The sequence below is a fragment of the Megasphaera jansseni genome (assembly GCF_047974155.1).
GTDB lineage: Bacteria > Bacillota > Negativicutes > Veillonellales > Megasphaeraceae > Megasphaera.
This window is the reverse complement of sequence record NZ_JBHYRR010000033.1, coordinates 1-18,650: the sequence shown is the minus strand read 5'-3', so window position 1 is coordinate 18,650 and position 18,650 is coordinate 1. Positions and strand designations below refer to the sequence as shown.

At 53.4% G+C, this 18,650-nt stretch carries 18 protein-coding genes and 1 riboswitch; of the genes, 15 read left to right on the top strand and 3 right to left on the bottom strand.

From position 1 onward, the window contains the following. The 3 genes from ACE418_RS11415 to dnaA form a co-directional block, all read right to left on the bottom strand. On the bottom strand, positions 1–216 hold the full coding sequence (locus ACE418_RS11415; protein WP_416450719.1) for an RNA-binding S4 domain-containing protein: 216 nt from the start codon (positions 214–216) through the stop codon (positions 1–3). Continuing rightward, positions 216–1,331, bottom strand: coding sequence for a DNA polymerase III subunit beta (dnaN, locus tag ACE418_RS11410; protein ID WP_416450718.1), 1,116 nt, complete (start codon positions 1,329–1,331; stop codon positions 216–218). The genes ACE418_RS11415 and dnaN overlap by 1 nt, the downstream gene beginning before the upstream one ends. 225 nt (positions 1,332–1,556) lie before the next feature. Beyond that, positions 1,557–3,080, bottom strand: coding sequence for a chromosomal replication initiator protein DnaA (gene dnaA, locus ACE418_RS11405; RefSeq protein WP_416450717.1), 1,524 nt, complete (start codon positions 3,078–3,080; stop codon positions 1,557–1,559). Between the two features lie 384 nt (positions 3,081–3,464). On the opposite strand from dnaA, the gene rpmH reads away from it, so the two are divergent. The 15 genes from rpmH (at position 3,465) to ptsP (ending at position 18,571) form a co-directional block, all read left to right on the top strand. Then, entirely contained in the window at positions 3,465–3,599 is a 135-nt protein-coding gene (gene rpmH, locus ACE418_RS11400; RefSeq protein WP_020310268.1) for a 50S ribosomal protein L34, read from the top strand. Between the two features lie 75 nt (positions 3,600–3,674). Continuing rightward, positions 3,675–4,028 (top strand): ribonuclease P protein component, encoded by a 354-nt coding sequence (rnpA, locus tag ACE418_RS11395; RefSeq protein ID WP_020310269.1) that lies wholly within the window; start codon positions 3,675–3,677, stop codon positions 4,026–4,028. Positions 4,029–4,034: 6 nt separating this feature from the next. Then, positions 4,035–4,244: a membrane protein insertion efficiency factor YidD gene (gene yidD, locus ACE418_RS11390; protein WP_020310270.1), complete on the top strand. Its 210-nt coding sequence runs from the start codon at positions 4,035–4,037 to the stop codon at positions 4,242–4,244. A gap of 57 nt (positions 4,245–4,301) precedes the next feature. Next, a complete protein-coding gene (locus tag ACE418_RS11385) occupies positions 4,302–4,970 on the top strand; it encodes a YidC/Oxa1 family membrane protein insertase (RefSeq protein ID WP_292300733.1) in 669 nt (222 codons plus the stop codon). Continuing rightward, positions 4,967–5,764: an RNA-binding cell elongation regulator Jag/EloR gene (gene jag / locus ACE418_RS11380; protein ID WP_416450716.1), complete on the top strand. Its 798-nt coding sequence runs from the start codon at positions 4,967–4,969 to the stop codon at positions 5,762–5,764. The genes ACE418_RS11385 and jag overlap by 4 nt, the downstream gene beginning before the upstream one ends. A gap of 166 nt (positions 5,765–5,930) precedes the next feature. Beyond that, positions 5,931–7,307 carry a tRNA uridine-5-carboxymethylaminomethyl(34) synthesis GTPase MnmE gene (mnmE, locus tag ACE418_RS11375; protein WP_416450715.1) on the top strand — a complete coding sequence of 459 codons (1,377 nt, stop codon included), beginning with the start codon at positions 5,931–5,933 and terminating at the stop codon, positions 7,305–7,307. Positions 7,308–7,319: 12 nt separating this feature from the next. Next, positions 7,320–9,209, top strand: a complete 1,890-nt coding sequence (gene mnmG / locus ACE418_RS11370; RefSeq protein WP_416450714.1) for a tRNA uridine-5-carboxymethylaminomethyl(34) synthesis enzyme MnmG — start codon at positions 7,320–7,322, stop codon at positions 9,207–9,209. Continuing rightward, positions 9,196–9,906 carry a 16S rRNA (guanine(527)-N(7))-methyltransferase RsmG gene (gene rsmG / locus ACE418_RS11365; RefSeq protein WP_416450713.1) on the top strand — a complete coding sequence of 237 codons (711 nt, stop codon included), beginning with the start codon at positions 9,196–9,198 and terminating at the stop codon, positions 9,904–9,906. The genes mnmG and rsmG overlap by 14 nt, the downstream gene beginning before the upstream one ends. Before the next feature lie 18 nt (positions 9,907–9,924). Then, positions 9,925–11,049 carry a D-alanyl-D-alanine carboxypeptidase family protein gene (locus ACE418_RS11360; RefSeq protein WP_416450712.1) on the top strand — a complete coding sequence of 375 codons (1,125 nt, stop codon included), beginning with the start codon at positions 9,925–9,927 and terminating at the stop codon, positions 11,047–11,049. Between the two features lie 51 nt (positions 11,050–11,100). Then, positions 11,101–11,185, top strand: a riboswitch (ZMP/ZTP riboswitch). Between the two features lie 73 nt (positions 11,186–11,258). Further along, positions 11,259–12,497: an L-lactate MFS transporter gene (locus tag ACE418_RS11355; RefSeq protein WP_416450711.1), complete on the top strand. Its 1,239-nt coding sequence runs from the start codon at positions 11,259–11,261 to the stop codon at positions 12,495–12,497. Between the two features lie 450 nt (positions 12,498–12,947). Further along, positions 12,948–13,679, top strand: coding sequence for a DeoR/GlpR family DNA-binding transcription regulator (locus ACE418_RS11350; RefSeq protein WP_416450710.1), 732 nt, complete (start codon positions 12,948–12,950; stop codon positions 13,677–13,679). After that, positions 13,676–14,581: a 1-phosphofructokinase gene (gene pfkB / locus ACE418_RS11345; protein WP_416450709.1), complete on the top strand. Its 906-nt coding sequence runs from the start codon at positions 13,676–13,678 to the stop codon at positions 14,579–14,581. Before ACE418_RS11350 ends, pfkB begins: the two co-directional genes overlap by 4 nt. Before the next feature lie 47 nt (positions 14,582–14,628). Further along, positions 14,629–16,578 carry a PTS fructose transporter subunit IIABC gene (locus ACE418_RS11340; protein ID WP_416450708.1) on the top strand — a complete coding sequence of 650 codons (1,950 nt, stop codon included), beginning with the start codon at positions 14,629–14,631 and terminating at the stop codon, positions 16,576–16,578. Positions 16,579–16,660: 82 nt separating this feature from the next. Then, on the top strand, positions 16,661–16,918 hold the full coding sequence (locus ACE418_RS11335; protein ID WP_292262081.1) for an HPr family phosphocarrier protein: 258 nt from the start codon (positions 16,661–16,663) through the stop codon (positions 16,916–16,918). Between the two features lie 21 nt (positions 16,919–16,939). After that, positions 16,940–18,571 (top strand): phosphoenolpyruvate--protein phosphotransferase, encoded by a 1,632-nt coding sequence (ptsP, locus tag ACE418_RS11330; RefSeq protein ID WP_416450707.1) that lies wholly within the window; start codon positions 16,940–16,942, stop codon positions 18,569–18,571. The last annotated feature ends 79 nt before the right edge of the window (positions 18,572–18,650 follow it).

Here is an 18,650-nt window from a genome sequence, read left to right as displayed (position 1 = left end):
TTATTCACCTTTTATCAAATACGTACCGATACCTTTAATTTCGACTTTGTCTCCCGGATAGAGTTTTTTTCGTTTAGCAGTGCATAAAATTCCATTTACAAAAATTTTCTTTTCGTCCAGCAAAAAGCGGATTTCACCGCCGCTCTGTAAAATACTGGCCCATTTCAAGAATTGGTCGAGCTGGATCATCGGGGTATTAATGTTTACTGTTTCCATTATTTTGTCCTCATAGGCGTTACAACAAATACACAGGAAGTATCTTCTTTATCCTGGACCAGCATGGGGCTGTTTTCCTTGGACTTCAAGATGACTTCCGAATCATGGCAATGCTTCAAGATATCGAGGATGAATTTCCCGTTAAAGGAAATATCCAGGCCCTGGCCTTCCAAATGGCAGGGAACGTAGTCTTCGACGGTACCGTAGTCGGGATGCTGGCTCATGAGCTTGATCTGATCATCGGCAACGATGAAGTTGATGACATTGTACTGGGCATCTTTGGCGACGATGGAAGCGCGTTCGACGGCGCCGGTGAATTCGGCCCGGTCCACGGTGACGATGCACTTGAAGTCATTCGGGATGACGCGCCGGTAATTGGGGAATTCGCCTTCAATGAGCCGCGTCCGGATGTAGACATTGCCAAACTGTACGGCCAGGTAATTGCGGACAGCCGTGATTTCGACGGTTTCCGGGATATCTGTCGGCAGCTGACGGGAAATTTCGGATAACAAACGGCTGGGGATAACTGCCTGCAAGGGATTATCCACAGGGGCATCGAGGGTCGCCGTCTTCAAGGCCAGGCGGTGCGTGTCCGTGGCGACCATGGTCATCTGGTCATCCCGGACATCCAGGAAGGTCCCCATGAAAATCGGACGGGCTACATCAGTGGCACAGGCATAAGACGTGTTGTCGATGAGATCTTTCATGACGACGCTCGTCGTCGTAAAGCTGGCATAGCCGTTTTCCACGATTTCGACTTCATTGAAATCATCGGGATTCATGGTCAGGCATTCAAACTTGAGTTTGCCGCCTTTGATGAGCAGCTGTGTATCGGCATCTTCCTTGATGATTTCGATTTCATCACTGGGAAGACGACGGGTCAATTCCATCAAATAGGGATTGGCAATAAAGGCTTCACCACTTTCTTCAATGATACCGGGAATGGTGATCTTGATGCCCATATCGTAGTCATTGGCCTGGAACTCGATGATACCATGGAGGGCTTTGATAAGCAAGCCGTTTTCAGAAGAGATGTTGTTGCTTTTGTTCTGGGCGACTTTCTGGACAGCCTGCAGGCCTTTGTTCAGATCTTCTTTTTTTAGTTTTAGTCTCAATGGGGTATCCTCTTTTCTGCGCTGAATAAATTAATTAAATGTGAATTAAAAAATAGTAGTCTTAGTAATAGGGGCTGTGAATTTGTGGATAAGTGGATAAAAACAGCGATTTTAAGCTGTCCACAGCTGTGGATAACGTGTGGATAAATCATTATTTTTTATCCACATTTCCACTGTGGATTTCTTTTTTTGACTTATCCACAATGTATGTACAATTTTATCAGCCTAGTTATCCACACCCCGGATTTCATTCATCATCTTTTCCAGATGTTCCTTGAAATGCCGGTCCTCTTCGGCTTTTTGCATGATTTTCGTGCAGGCATGCATAACTGTCGTATGGTCGCGGCCATTGAAGGCTGTCCCGATATGGGGATAGGTATTTCCGGTCAGTTCACGGCACATGTACATGGCAATCTGCCGCGGCAACGTGATATCCTTGGTCTTTTTCTTGCCCATCAGTTCCTTATAATTAATGTTATAGTGCTGACAGATATAAGTAGTGATTTCATCGATCGTGATATATTTCTTTTCATCCTGGGCGTCGGTGATGTAGCTGATGGCATGTTTGACCAGGGGCAGGGTGACATTGCTCTTGGCTTGTGACGCCTCCAGGAGGACACGGATGAAAGCACCGTGTAATTTTCGGATGTTTTCGCTGACGTTGGCTGCAATATAATTGAGAGCGTCTAAATCATAGGTGATGTTTTCCTTTTCGGCCCAGGCCCGGAGAATGGCTGTCCGCGTTTCTAAATCTGGCGGCTCGATCTGCGTGACCATGCCGTTTTCAAAGCGCGAACGCAGGCGTTCTTCCAATTTCTTGATATCCCGTGGCGGCCGGTCGCTGGTGAAGACCATCTGCTTTTTGTCCTGATAGAGCTTGTTGAAGGTGTGGAAGAATTCTTCTTTGGAACTTTCTTTGTCCCCACGGCCCAGGAACTGTATATCGTCTACGAAAAGGACGTCGACGTTGCGGTAACGGCGGCGGAAACTTTCCGTGTTCTTGTCCTGGATACACTGGATGAATTCATTGACGAAGTCTTCACTGGTGATACATAAGAGGCGCATGTTGGGGAAATTTTTGAGCAGTTCATGACCGATGGCGTGCATTAAATGCGTCTTTCCCAGACCGCTGCCGCCGTAGATATAGAAAGGATTCCACTTTTGGGCCGGTGCAGCGGCAATGGACTTGGCGACGGCTGTGGCGACGCGGTTGCTGTTGCCGACGATGAAGTTATCAAAGGTATAATCTTTATTTAAATTATTATTATAAGGGATTTCTTCGGGCGTTACGGAAACGGCTTCTTTGACGACGGGCATCGGGGAGGACGTGTCCTCGCTGATCGGTAATTCGGGCTGGACCCATTCTGTCTGCCCTGACGGGACAGAATGGGTATCCCGGACCGGGGCGGATGCGGGCGGCGGTGTGGAGGGCTTCGGCGGCAGGGTAATCGTTTCGGCGACGGCTTCCGGCTGGCTTTCCACGGCGGGCTTCTTTTCCTGGCTCGTAATCAGCTGGACTCTTGTCGGGCGGCCGATGGCGTCCTGGGCGACGGTTTCCAGGATATCCGTATATTTTTTGCTGACGTAATCGCGGAGAAAATTCGTCATTGTGTCCAATATGAGGAGATTCTCTTCTTCGGAATAAGAGTAGGGAATGATGTTGCCTTCAAACCAGTTGGTAAAAATCTCTTTGGGCAAGACTTGTTTCAGGTTAGCCAGCATTTTTTCCCATAAGCTGAGCAGGTCCATAATAATCCTTCCAATCTGTGCGTAAAATTGTGCGAGACATAGAGTGTACCATATAAAGTGTATATGTGTATAGCCTGAATTGTGGATAACGTGGACAAAAGGGACACAAAAAGGCGGAAAGACGATAATCATCGAATTTCCGGTTCTTTTCCACTTATCCACAAAATGTGGATAGATTGTTGATAACTCATTCATCTATCCACATTTTACAACAAAACCGGAATTAAGGAAAGAAAATTTTTGCGGAATACTTATACATAGGGTATACTCAAAAAGCATAATACCTGAAAAATGGGGCTTGACAGCAGGAAGTTCGCTTACTATAATTAACCTGTTATGGTGTAAATTCATTTACTGTCAATGACGACAAAGGAGGTGTCTAGCTTGAAACAGACATATCAGCCGAATACATTGTGGAGAAAGAGAACTCACGGCTTCCGCGAAAGAATGAAGACGAAAGGCGGCCGCATGGTTTTGAAAAAACGCCGCATGAAAGGCAGAAAGAAACTTTCTGCTTAATTATTACGAGATAAACAGAAAAGTTCCGATTGGCGGAATTTTTCTGTTTTTCTGGCATTTTTAGGACAATTACGTATGTATGAACTAACAAAAGAACAGCGGCTGTGCAAAAATCGGGAGTACCAGCTCGTATACCGCCGCGGCAAGTCATATGTCAACCGCCGCGTCGTCTTGTACGTCCTGCCGCGCTCACCGAAACAGCCGACCCGGATTGGTTTCGTAACGGGAAAGAAAATCGGCTGCGCCGTTGAACGCAACCGCTGCCGCCGCCTGATGAAGGAAGTCTATCGTCTGCATCAGTTCGACCTGCGCGACGGGTTCGACCTGGTCCTCATCGGCCGCAGCAGTTTAAAATATGCCGGATACAAGGAAGCAGAACAAAGCATCCTGCAATTATTCCGGCATGCCAGGGTATTGAAAAAGAAGTGATGACACATGAAACGGTGTTTCATAGCCCTTATCCGGTTTTACCAGTTGTTCATATCGCCCCTTCACCGGCCGTGCTGCCGGTTTTATCCGACTTGTTCTGCTTATGCCATCGAGGCCTTGCAGAAGTACGGTGCTGTCAAAGGGAGTTATTTGGCACTAAGGCGCATTTTAAAATGCCATCCCTTTCACAAAGGCGGATATGATCCGGTACCGTAGATCCCTATTTTTACAACTGAACAGGAGTTGAGCGTATTGGGCTTTTTCAGTGGAATAATGGATGTCCTCAGCGGTATTATGACGACATTCATGAATTACTGTTATGCATTTACCCAGAATGTAGGCTATCCGAGCTATGGCGTTGCCATTATCATGCTTACCTTGATCATTAAACTGGTTCTGGCTCCGCTTACGGCCAAACAGATCCGTTCCATGGAAGGCATGCAGACTTTGCAGCCTAAGATTAAAGAATTACAGAAGAAATATAAGGGCAATCAGAAAAAGATGCAGGAAGAAATGACCAAACTGTATCGGGAAATGGGCGTCAACCCCTTGTCGGGCTGCCTGCCGATCCTCATTCAGATGCCATTCCTCATCGCCATTTTCTATGCTCTTCGGGAATATCCCTATGACCCGGCCTTTGAAAGTTTCTTATGGCTTCCCAGCCTGGGCCAGCCGGACCCCACATATATCATGCCGGTGCTGTCGGCTGTTTCGACTTACTTCATCCAGAACCAGATGTCCGGTACGCAGGTAGCGGCTTCGGACGCACAGGCTAAACAGCAGAAAATCATGAAGATCGTCATGCCGTTGTTCATCGGCTGGATCAGCTTGAATTTCCCCAGCGGCCTGGTCATTTACTGGGTTGTTTCTAACGTATTCCAGTGGGCACAGCAGTTCCTCATGACCCACCTCAAGAAAAAAGGAGCACGATCAGAAGCATGAGTACCATCGAAACTACAGGAAAAACGATCGAAGATGCCGTCCGCTCCGGTCTGGTCCGTCTCGGCAGAATGAAAGACGAAGTCGATATCGAAGTATTGGAAGAACCGAAAAGCGGTTTCTTCGGATTCGGCAGCAAGCCGGCCAAAGTGCGCATTACGGAAAAAGAAGGCGTGCCGACGGTCCCGACCCTGGAAAGCCAGCCGGCGGAAGAGGAAACGGTATCTCCGGCAGCGGCTGAACCGGCTGCTGAAGCCGTTGATGCAGCCGTTGATGCAGCTGAAGAAGCGGCTCCTAAGGTAGAATCAGAACCGGCTGAAGCAGAAAAGGCCGATGATTTTACGGCCGAAGAAGCGGCCGCCAAGGCCAAGGCCTTTCTCCAGGAAGTGCTCAAGAACATGGGCATCGACGTCGTCATCGAAAAGATGATCAAGTCCGATAAAGTCCTGCTCCACTTGCACGGCAAGAACCTGGGCATCCTCATCGGCAAGCATGGCCAGACACTGGATGCCCTCCAGTACCTGACTAACCTGACGACGAATCAGGGCGAAACGACGCGCCATTTCATCATGCTCGATGTCGAAAATTACCGCCATCGCCGGGAAGAAACGCTGAAACAGCTGGCTATCCGTCTGGCGAACCGCGTCAAGAAGAACGGCGACCGCGTCGTCCTGGAACCGATGAACGGTTATGAACGCAAAATCATCCATGTGACCTTGCAGAACGACCCGCAGGTCCGCACGGAAAGCGAAGGCCAGGATCCATACCGCCACGTCGTCATCTATTATCAAGAATAGTTTGTAATACAGAGTTTGTAGTTTGCAGAGAAAACCTTCAAATTTAAAGCCATCCGCTAACAACTAACTGCTAGCCACTAACAACTTTAAAGGGCTTGTCGTCGTGCGACAAGCCTTTTCGAGTATTAACTTTGTAGTTTTTAGGCTATGAAAGGAGTATTGCTATATGTACGATACGACCGATACGATTGCTGCCATTGCTACCCCGCTGGGGGAAAGCGGCATCGGCGTCATCCGTATCAGCGGCAGCCACGCCTATGACGTAGGCGATGCCATTTTCCGCAGCCCTTCGGGAAAGCCCCTGGCCCAGCGCCGGGACCGTTCCATCCAGCATGGCCTCGTCGTCGCCGATGACGGCCGTCCTGTCGATGAAGTGCTCATGCTCATTATGAAGGGGCCGCACTCCTATACGGCGGAAGACGTACTGGAAATCCAGTGCCACGGCGGCCGCAAGGCATTAGAAGAAATACTCGGCCTGGTCTTGTCTCACGGGGCCCGCATGGCCAATCCCGGAGAATTTACACAGCGGGCCTTCGTCAATGGCCGCATCGATCTGGCCCAGGCCGAAGCCGTCATGGATGTCATCCAGGCCAAGAGCCGCCAGGGCCTGACCAGTGCCGTCAATCAGCTTGAAGGGCGGTTGTCTAAGGTCATCGGTGCCATGCGCCATGATTTGACGGACTTCATTACCCGTCTGGAAGTCATGATCGACTATCCGGAAGAAGATCTGGAAGATATTACCGTTCCCGATGTAGCCGGAGCCATCCGCAAACAGCTGACGGCCCTGGACGATATGCTGGAGGCTTCTCACGACGGCCGCATCATCCGCGACGGCGTCATGGCCGCCATTGCCGGTACGCCGAACGCTGGCAAGTCGAGCCTGCTCAACCGTCTGCTCCAGGAAGACCGGGCTATCGTCACCGACGTGCCGGGGACGACGCGGGACGTCCTGGAAGAATGGATTTCCCTCAAAGGCGTTCCGGTCTGCCTCGTCGATACGGCAGGCATCCGGGAAACGGACGATACGGTCGAAAAAATCGGCGTTACCAAGGCCAAAGCCTACATGGATAAAGCCGATATCATCCTGGTCGTCATCGACTGCTCCCGGCCCTTGTCTGATGAAGACAGAGCCATCCTGGAAGACACGAAGGACAAGAATGTCCTGGTCATCCTCAACAAGACGGACCTCGTGCCCGTCATTACGGAAAAAGACCTGGAAGGGTATGGTCATCCCGTCCTCTCCTTGTCGGCCGGGACAGGCGACGGCCTGGATGCCTTGAAAGATAAATTGTTATCCCTGGCCTTGTCCCATGCCGATACGGCAGACAGTGCCCTGCTCACCAACACGCGCCACATCGAACTGGTGCGCCAGAGCCGGGAAGCCCTGCAGCGGGCCCTCGATTCCATCGAAGCCGGCATGCCCGTCGACTGTGCCGTCGTTGACCTGCGCGAAGCCTGGGAGCTTTTGGGCTCGATTACCGGCGATACCGTCCACGACGATATGGTCGAAGAAATTTTCAGCCGATTCTGTTTAGGTAAATAAAGAGGTGGAACCATGTTTGTAGTCGATACATACGATGTCATCGTCATCGGTGCCGGCCATGCCGGCTGTGAAGCAGCCCTGGCCAGTGCCCGCCTGGGCGCCAAGACCCTGATGGCGACGCTGAACTTAGATAATATTGCCCTCATGCCCTGCAATCCCGCTGTCGGCGGACCGGGGAAGAGCCATCTCGTCCGGGAAATCGACGCCCTCGGCGGCGAAATGGGCATCAATACGGATAAGACATGCCTCCAGATGCGCATGCTCAATACCGGCAAAGGGCCGGCTGTCTATTCCCTCCGGGCCCAGTCCGACAAGAAGATGTACCAGATGGCCATGACCAAGACCCTGGAAAACCAGGACCACCTCGACGTCAAGCAGCTCATGATCACGGACCTCCTCGTCGAAGACGGCGCCGTCACCGGCGTCAAGACGGAGCTGGACGAAGTCTATAAAGCCAAGTGCGTCATCCTGGCGACGGGGACTTATCTTAAAGGGAAAATCATCATCGGTACCTGCACGTATTCAGGCGGACCTATCGGCCAGCGGTCGGCGGAAGACTTGTCCGGGTCGCTCATCAAGGCCGGCCTCAAACTCATGCGCTTCAAGACCGGTACGCCGGCCCGCGTCGACCGCCGCACTCTGCGGACCGATGAAATGGCCAAACAGGAAGGCGACAAAGACGGCCATGCCTTTTCCTTCCTGTCGGAACGGAAAGACCGCAATAAAGAATGCTGCTGGTTGACCTTTACCAATGAAGAAACGCATAAGATCATCCGCGACAATCTCGACCGGGCGCCGATGTGTAACGGCATCATCACCGGCATCGGGCCGCGCTACTGCCCGTCCATCGAATCGAAAATCGTCCGCTTTGCCGATAAGAAGCGGCACCAGCTCTTCATCGAACCGGAAGGCGAATCGACGGAAGAAATGTACGTCCAGGGCATGAGTACCAGTATGCCGGCTGACGTCCAGTATGCCTTCCTGCGCACCATCCCGGGGCTGGAAGATGTCAAGATCATGCGGCCAGGCTATGCCATCGAATACGACTGCCTGGATCCGACGCAGCTCACGCCGTGGCTGGAAACGAAGAAGATTTCCGGTCTCTTTTCAGCCGGCCAGGCCAACGGGACCAGCGGTTACGAAGAAGCGGCCGCCCAGGGTCTCATGGCCGGCATCAACGCGGCCTTGAAGATCCAGGGGAAGGAGCCGTTCATCCTGACCCGTTCTGAAGCCTATATCGGCGTCCTCATCGATGACCTGGTCACCAAGGGCACGAATGAACCGTACCGTATCATGACCAGCCGCAGCGAATACCGGCTCATCCTGCGTCAGGACAATGCCGACCTGCGCCTGACCCAGAAGGGCTATGACCTGGGCCTGGTCACGCAGGAACGGTATGACCGCTTCACGGCCAAGAAAAAGGCCATCGAACAGGGCATCGCCGCCCTCCAGGCCATTTCCGTCACGCCGTCCAAGGCCAATCTGGAAAAACTGGAACGCCTGGGCACAGCGCCCATCCATACGGCCATCACGGCCTACGACCTCCTGCGCCGCAACGATGTCGACTACGAGGCCTTGCGGACGGTCTTCGACCTGCCGGAACTGGCCGCTGATGTAGAAGAAGAAATCGAAATCATGATCAAATACGAAGGCTATATCAGCCGTCAGATGGAACAGGTCGAAAAGATGAACCGCCTGGAACAGAAGAAGATGCCCGCTGATATCGTCTATGCCGATATCGACACCCTGTCGGCCGAAGCCCGGCAGAAACTCGATGAAATCCGGCCCTTGTCCTTAGGCCAGGCCAGCCGTATTTCCGGCGTTTCACCGGCCGATATCACGGCCCTGCTCATCGTACTGGAACAGCACAGCCGGGAGGAAAAAAATCATGTTTCGCAGTGAATTAGAACAGGCCCTGAAGGCCATGGACCTCAGCGTGTCGGACAACCAGCTTGGCCAGTTCTGCACTTTTAATGAAAGGCTGGTAGAAACGAACAAGGTCATGAACCTGACGGCGATTACCGACCCGAAAGGCGTTGCCATCAAGCACATGGCCGACAGCCTGTCCTGTTACGACCCGGCTTATTTCAAAGACGGAGCTTCTGTCCTCGATCTGGGGACGGGTGCCGGTTTTCCCGGCCTGCCTTTGCTCATCTACCGGCCAGACCTGAAAGTGACTTTCTTCGATTCCCTGCAAAAGCGCCTGACTTTCCTGGAAAATACGGTCCGCGAGTTAGGTCTGACGGCGTCGTTCCTCCATGGAAGGGCGGAAGAGATGGCTCATAAGCCGGAATACCGCAGCGCTTTCGACATCGTCACCAGCCGGGCCGTCGCCCGCCTGAATATCCTGGCCGAATGGGCTCTGCCTTATGTGAAGATCGGGGGTTATTTCATTTCCCTCAAAGGGGCCCAGTATGAAGAAGAACTGGCTGAAGGCGAAAAGGCCCTGCAGATCCTGGGCGGCAAAGTCGCCGAAGTCCGGCCTGTCCGCCTGCCAGGGCTCGATGACGTCCGCGCCGTCCTCTACATCGAGAAAGTGAAGGACAGCCCGAAGAAATATCCCCGCAAGCCTAAGATGGCTGCGAAAAATCCCTTATAAGAGAAAGAAGTGTACGCCATGTCTTTGAAAAAAATCTTATGTCTGGCTGCAGCCGCCTGTCTGACCGTGTCGGCTGCCGTCTTTGCCGATACGCCACAGCCGCCTGAAATCAGCGCTCATGCCGCCTATGTCATGGATGCCGATACGGGGGACACGCTCTATGCCAAAAATGCCGATGACCGGGCTTATCCGGGCAGTACGACGAAAATCATGACCGGTCTCCTCGGCGTCGAATTAGGCAAGGCCCAGGGCAAAATGGACCAGCCCCTCAACATTACCAGCGACGTCTACAACATCGAAAGCGACGCGTCTGTCCTGGGAATCGATCCTGGCGATCAGATCACCCTGCGCCATGCCCTGACGGGTATGATGACCGTATCCGGCTGTGATGCGGCCATTGCCGTGGCAGAAACGGTTACGCCGACCCAGGCTGATTTTGTTGCCAAGATGAATGAAAAAGCCGCCGCCCTGGGCTGCACGAATACCCACTTTGCCAATCCCCATGGCCTGCCGGACAGCAATCACTATTCGACGGCCCGCGATATGGCCGTCATCGCGGCCTATGGCATGAAAATGCCGGAATTCCGCGATATGGTCAGCCACAGTGAATACGACATGCCCTATATCAACGGCGGGTCCAAGCACTGCACGACGACGAACTACTTCCTGACCAGCGGCTTTCCCGGTGCCAATGGCATCAAGACCGGCACGACCAATGCCGGCGGCCCCTGCCTGGTCGCTTCGGCTACTCAGGATGGCCGGACGGTCATCGCCTCCATCATGAATTCGGATGACCGCTTCGGCGATGCCCAGAAATTGATGAGCTATGGTTTTTCCGTCCTGAAACCGGTAGAACCGGCAGAAAACGTCTATATTCTGCGCCAGGCACCGGCAGGCCAGACCTTGTCGGATATCAAGGAAAAACAGGCCCAGGCAGCCGAACTGGCAGCAAAGCAGAAGCAGGATGCAGCTACGGCTGCCGCTTCTACGGCAACGGCCAAAGCCTCTGCCAAAACGGCTACAGCCGTAAAGACGACGACTGCCAAAACCACAGCGAAAGCCGCTGCCAAAGCCAATACGGCTGAGGCCAGTAAGCCGGCTGTCTCCAGCAAGACTTACGTTCCCTTTTCGCTGGCTGCCTAAAAATGGATATTGACAATCGCCGGCCCTGTCCGTATAATTAAGTGCATCAGCAGATTCGTACAGGACTGACGGAATCAAGTGGAATAACCACGTGAACTGTACGGAGCTTTTCATGCCGACCGTCTGGGCAAGAGTATGCTACATATTCTTGAGTCAGGCGGCCGGTATTTTTTTTCGCCAGCCTGGCTCCTCACAAGGAGTGTTGTCTAATGAAACGAAATCGCTGGCTCATCGCCCTATCTGCTATGGGGCTCCACCTCTGTATCGGCAGTGTCTACGCCTGGAGCGTCCTCACCAAGCCCATCATGGAATCCATGGGATTCACCCTCAAGGAAACGACGTGGACCTTTTCCCTGGCCATCCTCTTCCTCGGCTTGTCGGCAGGATTTTTGGGCAGTTTTGTCCAGAAAATCGGTCCCCGCAAGTCCGGCCTCTTATCCATGACCTGCTTCGTCACTGCCATGTTCGGTACGGCTGCGGCTCTCTATGCCCACAGCCTGCCCATGCTCTACTCTTTCTACGGCGTCATCGGCGGCGTCGGCCTGGGGACGGGTTATATCACACCGGTGTCGACACTGGTCAAATGGTTCCCGGAAAACCGGGGCTTTGCGACGGGCCTGGCTATTATGGGCTTTGGCTTTGCCAGTCTCATTGCCGGTCCGGCCATGCAGCTGCTGGTCCAGCACTTTGGCTTGGTGGCTAACTTCATCATCCTCGGCTGTGTCTATATGGTCGTCATGACGGCATCGTCGCTCTACCTGGCTCCGCCTGCAGCCGGAGACGTCCCGGTCAAGGCGGAAAAAGCATCTTCTGTCGAATACGCCGACGCCCAGCCGCAGTTCACCGTCCGCCGGGCCATGAAGACCTGGCAGTTCTACGCCATCTGGTGGCTCTTCTTCACCAACATCACCTGCGGCATCGCCCTGTTGTCCGTTGCTTCGCCGATGGCCCAGGATGTCGTCGGCATGTCGCCGATGGCGGCAGCTTCCATGGTCGGTATCATCGGCCTCATGAACGGCGCCGGCCGCATTGCCTGGGCGACCATATCCGATTACATCGGCCGTTCGGCTACGTATGTCCTCTTTTTTGCCATCGAAATCCTGGCCTTCTGGCAGCTGGCCCGCGTTACCAGCGCCTTTAGTTTCCAGGTCCTGGTCCTGCTCATCATTTCCTGCTATGGCGGCGGCTTCTCGTGCATGCCGGCCTATCTCAGCGACCTCTTCGGCACGAAATACCTCAGTGCCATCCATGGCCGCATCCTCACGGCCTGGGGCGCTGCCGGCGTCGCCGGTCCCCTGGTCCTGTCGCTCATCAAAGAAAATACCAATAGTTATGCCGTTACCCTGTACTTCTTCGTCGGCGCCTTCACTGTCGCCCTGGCCCTGATGCTCTTCCTCAAATACCGCACCCGCCACGGCATCGCCTGCGTCGCAGAAGCACGGGGATGATCGTTCATCGTAGGTCGTAGGTCGTTCGTCGTAGGGGACGCTCTTTAACCTCTCAGACCGCCTTCGGCGGCCAGCTCCCCTATAAAGGGAGCCTTGGGCGGCCTGCGGGGCTGTCTCACGAAGGTTTCTGCCATCATGTGCCGTCCTTTTTTTGTGGTTTGTAGTACGGAGTTTATAGTTTGCATAGAGAATTTTAAATTTAAAGCCATCTGCTAACCACTAACGGCTAGCCACTAACCACTTAAAGGGGGTGTCGCGCTTGCGACACCCCCTTTACATATGTGAATAAAATCACTTAATGAGTTGGATGCATAGATGAATGAAAATGATTGCTTTTTAATTATAATGATTGAAATTGATTGAAAATGATTGAACATAACGGTATAATGTGGCCAAAGGAGGATAAAGGGAAGTGATACGATGTTGACAGAGGAAAGACATGAAAAAATCATGCGTCTTGTCAATACGAGTGGGGCCGTTTCGGTTCAGGACTTAGTGAGTTTTCTGAACATTTCCGAATCGACGGTCCGCCGGGATTTACTTACGCTGGACCGGGAAGGCCGCCTGCGCCGCGTCCATGGCGGTGCTACGACGCTGCGCGACGATTCTTCATATGAAGCGGATATGGAAAATTTACAGGACAAGTATTCCATTCATATGAGCGAGAAGCGCCGCATTGCCCAGTATGCGGCCAGCCTGATCAAGAAAGATGATTTCGTCTATCTCGACGCCGGTTCGACGACGGAACAGATGGCCGATTTCCTGGCCGGTTCCGAAGCGACTTTCGTGACCAACAGCATTCCGCTGGCCCAGAAACTGGGGCGCAGCGGCAGCCGCGTCTACATCCTGCCCGGACGGGTCAAAGGCGATACGGAAGCCATTGTCGGCAGTGATATGCGGGATATGATTGGCCGCTATCATTTCACCAAGGGATTTTTTGGAGCCAATGGGATCGCTCCCCATTCCGGCTGTACGACGCCGGATGACGAAGAAGCTGTCTGTAAGCGCGCTGCCGTAGGCCAGTGCCTGGACCGCTTCGTCCTGGCCGATTCCAGCAAATTCGGTTTATCTTCGCACATTACATTTGCAGACTTATCAATGGTTACCCTGATTACGGCCAAAGATGAAGAACACATCGATTATCGGCCGTATCAGCAGATTACGGAGGTGCATATCCTGTGATTTATACAGTTACGTTCAATCCATCGTTAGACTATGTCGTCCACATGAAGACCTTTACGGCCGGTGACATCAACCGGGCGGAACAGGAAATGATCTATCCCGGCGGCAAAGGCATCAACGTGTCCCTGGTCCTGGGAAACCTTCATATCCCTTCTAAGATGCTCGGCTTCATCGCCGGTTTTACGGGCCGGGAAATTGAACGTCTGGCCAAAGCCAACGGCGGCGATACGGATTTCATCGTCCTCGATGAAGGCTGCTCGCGTATCAACCTCAAAGTCAGCGCCGATGATGAAACGGCTGTCAACGGCATGGGACCGCATATCCCCGAAGAAAAGCTGCAAGCCCTGCTGGCTCAGATCGATACCCTCAAAGCCGGTGACACCCTGGTCCTGGCTGGCAGTATCCCCAACGATATCCCCGATGATATTTACGAACAGATCCTCAGACGCCTCCAGGACCGCGACATCCGCGTCGTCGTCGATGCTACCGGCGACCTGTTGAAGAATGTCATCAAATATAAACCGTTCCTCATCAAACCGAATAACTTTGAATTAGGCGAATTGTTCAGCGTCGACCTCCATACGGATGAAGAAATCATCGTCTGCGCCAAACAGCTCCAGGCCATGGGGGCCCGCAACGTCCTCGTATCCCTCGGCGGCGACGGCGCCCTGCTCCTCGGTGAAGACGGCCAGGTATACCGCCGCCAGTCCCCGAAGGGCACGCTGGTCAACTCCGTCGGTGCCGGCGACAGCATGGTCGCTGGGTTCCTGGCTGGTTTTGAAGCGTCTAAAGGCGACCTCCAGGAAGCCTTGAAAATGGGTATCAGCGCCGGCAGCGCTTCGGCATTCCATGAATGGCTGGCTACGGAAGACGATATCAAGGAAGTATACGCTGCCTTGTAAAGAAACGCGCATTTTTATATAGAGTTGAGAAGAGAAGGAGAGACATAATGCGTATTGTAGATTTACTCAAGAAACAGAGCATCGACCTCAATGCGTCTGTAGCCGACAAGGCCGCTGCCATCGACCACCTGGTCGACCTCATGGCTGCCGGCGGCAATCTGAATGATAAAGAGCTGTACAAACAGCGCGTCCTCGCTCGTGAACAGGAAGGCAGTACGGGTATCGGCGAAGGCATCGCCATTCCCCATGCCAAGACGGAAGCCGTCAATGAACCGGGTCTGGCTTCGATGATCGTCCGCGACGGCGTCGACTACGAAAGCCTCGACGACGAACCGGCTCACTTATTCTTCCTCATCGCCGCTCCGGCTGGCGGTGCCAACGTCCACCTGGAAGTATTGAGCCGTCTGAGCCGTATGCTCATGGACGACGACTTCCGCGACAACCTGATGAAAGCCCAGACGCCGGAAGAATACCTGTCCATCATCGACAAGGCCGAAGCCGAACAGGTCGCAGCTGAAGAAGCGGAAGCTGCTGCTGAAGCCGCAGCCGAAGAAGCACCGGCTGAAACGGAAACGGCTGCTCCGTCGGACCGCCCGTACGTCATCGGCGTCACCGCCTGCCCGACGGGCATTGCCCACACCTACATGGCCGCCGAAGCGCTGGAAAATAAAGCCGCTGCCATGGGCGTCGACATCAAAATCGAAACCAATGGCTCCGGCGGTGTCAAGAATCATCTGACCCAGGCCGATATCGACCGCGCTGTTGGCGTCATCGTCGCCTGCGATAAAGACGTGCCGGTCCAGCGTTTTGCCGGCAAGCCGGTCATCTTTACGAAAGTTGCCAACGGCATCAAGATCCCAGAAGAACTCATCCAGACCGTCCTCGACGGCAAAGCTCCGATTTATCAGGGCAATGAATCGTCGTCGGAAGCGGTCGATGTCGAAAGTGCTGAAAAAGAAAGCGTCGGCCGTCAGATCTACAAACACTTGATGAACGGCGTATCCCATATGCTGCCCTTCGTCATCGGCGGCGGGATCCTCATCGCCCTGGCCTTCCTCTGCGATATGGATAACGCCGGTACGGCCAACTTCGGCAGCGGCACGCCGCTGGCTGCCTTCCTGAAAAATGTCGGCGGCCTGTCCTTCAGCATGATGATGCCTATCCTGGCAGGCTATATCGCCATGAGTATCGGTGAACGGCCGGCTCTCATGCCCGGTATCGTCGGCGGTTTCCTGGCAACGACAGGCGGCTCTGGTTTCTTCGGGGCCCTCTTTGCCGGTTTCATCGCAGGCTACCTCATCATTTTCCTGAAAAAAGTATTGTCCCACCTTCCGGAAGCCCTGGACGGCACGAAATCCATCCTCTTCTATCCGGTCTTAGGCTTGGTTCTCATCGGCGTCATCATGACCTATATCATCAACCCGCCGACTTCTATTTTCAATACGTGGCTCTTCGACGTCCTCAACAGCATGACGACATCGAGCCGTATCGTCCTCGGTTTCATCCTCGGCGGCATGATGTCCATCGACTTCGGCGGCCCGATCAACAAAGCCGCTTACGTCTTCGGTACGGCCTCGCTCATGAGTGCCAGCGGTCAGGCTGTCAGCTCGGGCATCATGGCTTCGGTCATGGTCGGCGGCATGGTTCCGCCCTTGGCCATCGCCCTGGCTATGCTCCTCTTTAAAGGCAAATTCACGCCGAAAGAACGGCAGTCGACGATTACCAACTTCATCATGGGCTTGTCCTTCATCACCGAAGGGGCCATCCCCTTCGCCGCATCAGACCCGGTCCACGTCATCCCGCCCTGCGCTATCGGGGCAGCTGTTGCCGGTGCCTTGTCGATGCTCTTCAACTGCGCACTTCCGGCTCCTCACGGCGGCATCTTCGTCTTCGGTGTCATCACCAACTGGCCTATGTACATCGTCGCCTTAGTGGCCGGCGTCATCGTCGCAGCTATCCTGCTCGGCATTTTCCGCAAAAAACGTCCGCAAGACTGATTGCGTTCTTGCTATAAATCGTATACACTATATTATGTAGCTTTATCTCATTTTTTCTATTTCCTAAAAGGAGGAATTTGTCATGAAAGAATTCGAATTTGTTGTTACTGATCCCCAGGGTATCCACGCTCGTCCGGCAGGCCTTTTGGTCAAAGAAGCTAAAAAATTTGAATCCAATATCAGCGTATTCAAAGGAGCCCGCAAAGGCGATTTGAAGAAAATCTTCACCGTCATGGCTCTCGGCGTAAAACAGGGCGAAACGATTAAAGTACAGGTAGAAGGCGCAGACGAAGAACAGGCAGCTAGCACTGTAGAAGCCTTCTTGAAAGAAAACTTCTAAGATCTTTGAGGGGGAAAGTACATGCTGACGTTAAAAGGTAAAAGTGTCTTCTCCGGTATCAGCATCGGACCGCTGGCACTGTTCCATCGCAATACGATTTCTACGGCCGTACGGCCAATCGAAGACGTCGATGCTGAAATCGCGCGGTTCCAGAAAGCCCGCGAAGAAGCTATCGGCCAGCTCAAGGACTTGTATGTCAAGGCTGTAGACAAAGTTGGGGAAGAACAAGCCGCTGTCTTTGAAGTCCATCAGATGATGCTCGATGACGACGACTATATCGAAGGGATTGAAACCAAGATCCGCGATGAAAAAATGAATGCTGAAGCTGCTGTCGACCAGACGGCTCAGGAATTTGCTGAAATGTTCCGTTCCATGGAAGATGCGTATATGCAGGCTCGTGCAGCCGATGTCCTCGACATCTCCCGCCGTGTAGAACAGCAGCTCTGCGGCGGCCCTGGCATCGACTTCAGCAATTATGACCACGTTATCATCGCAGCCGATGACCTGGCTCCCAGCGAAACGTTACAGCTCGATACGGATAAGATTCTCGGATTTGTTACGTCAGCAGGCAGCACGAACTCGCATACGGCTATCCTGGCCCGTACCCTGGGCATTGCTGCCGTCGTCAGCACGGGAACACAGCTCCATAACGACGTCGACAACATGACGGCCATCATCGATGGCACGACGGGCACGGTCTATATCAACCCCGACGACGAAACGATGGCAGCTATGCAGAAGAAGCAGAAAGAAGAAGAACTTCGCGTCGCTGCCCTGGAACAGGTACGCGGCGTCCCGACGGTTACCAAAGATGGCAAGAAGATCAACCTCTATGCCAATATCGGCAACCCGGGCAACCTGCCGCAGGTCCTGGCCAACGACGCCGAAGGCATCGGCCTCTTCCGCAGCGAATTCCTGTATCTCGAAAGCAGCGATTATCCGACGGAAGACCAGCAGTTCGAAGCGTATAAACAGGCTGCTGAAGCCCTGCAGGGCAAGACCGTCGTCATCCGCACCCTGGATATCGGCGCCGACAAGAAAGTCGACTACTTCCAGCTCGAACCGGAAGAAAACCCGGCCATGGGCATGCGGGCTATCCGCATCTGCCTGACCCGCGTCGACCTCTTCAAGACGCAGCTCCGCGCCCTCCTGCGCGCTTCGGCTTATGGCAAGATCGCCATCATGTTCCCGATGATCATTTCCGTCTGGGAAGTACAGCGGTGCAAAGAAATCCTCAACGAAGTCCGCAAGGAATTGGATGAAAAAGGCATTGCCTACGATAAGGATATGGAAATCGGCATCATGGTCGAAACACCGGCTGCTGCCGTCATGAGTGAAGAACTGGCTAAGGAAGTCGACTTCTTCAGCATCGGTTCCAACGACTTGACCCAGTACACCCTGGCTATCGACCGTCAGCAGACCAAGCTCGATGCCTTCTTCGATCCCCATCATCCGGCTGTCCTCAAACTCATCCAGATGACCATCGAAAATGGCCACAAAGCCGGCATCTGGGTCGGTATCTGCGGCGAACTCGGTGCAGACCTTACCCTCACCGAAACATTCCTGCGCATGGGCGTAGACGAACTCTCCGTCAGCCCACCGTCGGTCCTGCCGCTCCGTGAAAAAGTACGCTCACTTGATTTGAGCGAGTGATAAAAAAGAGGCTGTCGCATTAAGACAGCCTCTTTTTACGTTGATCGTAGGTCGTTCATCGTTTGTTGTATGAGATTAA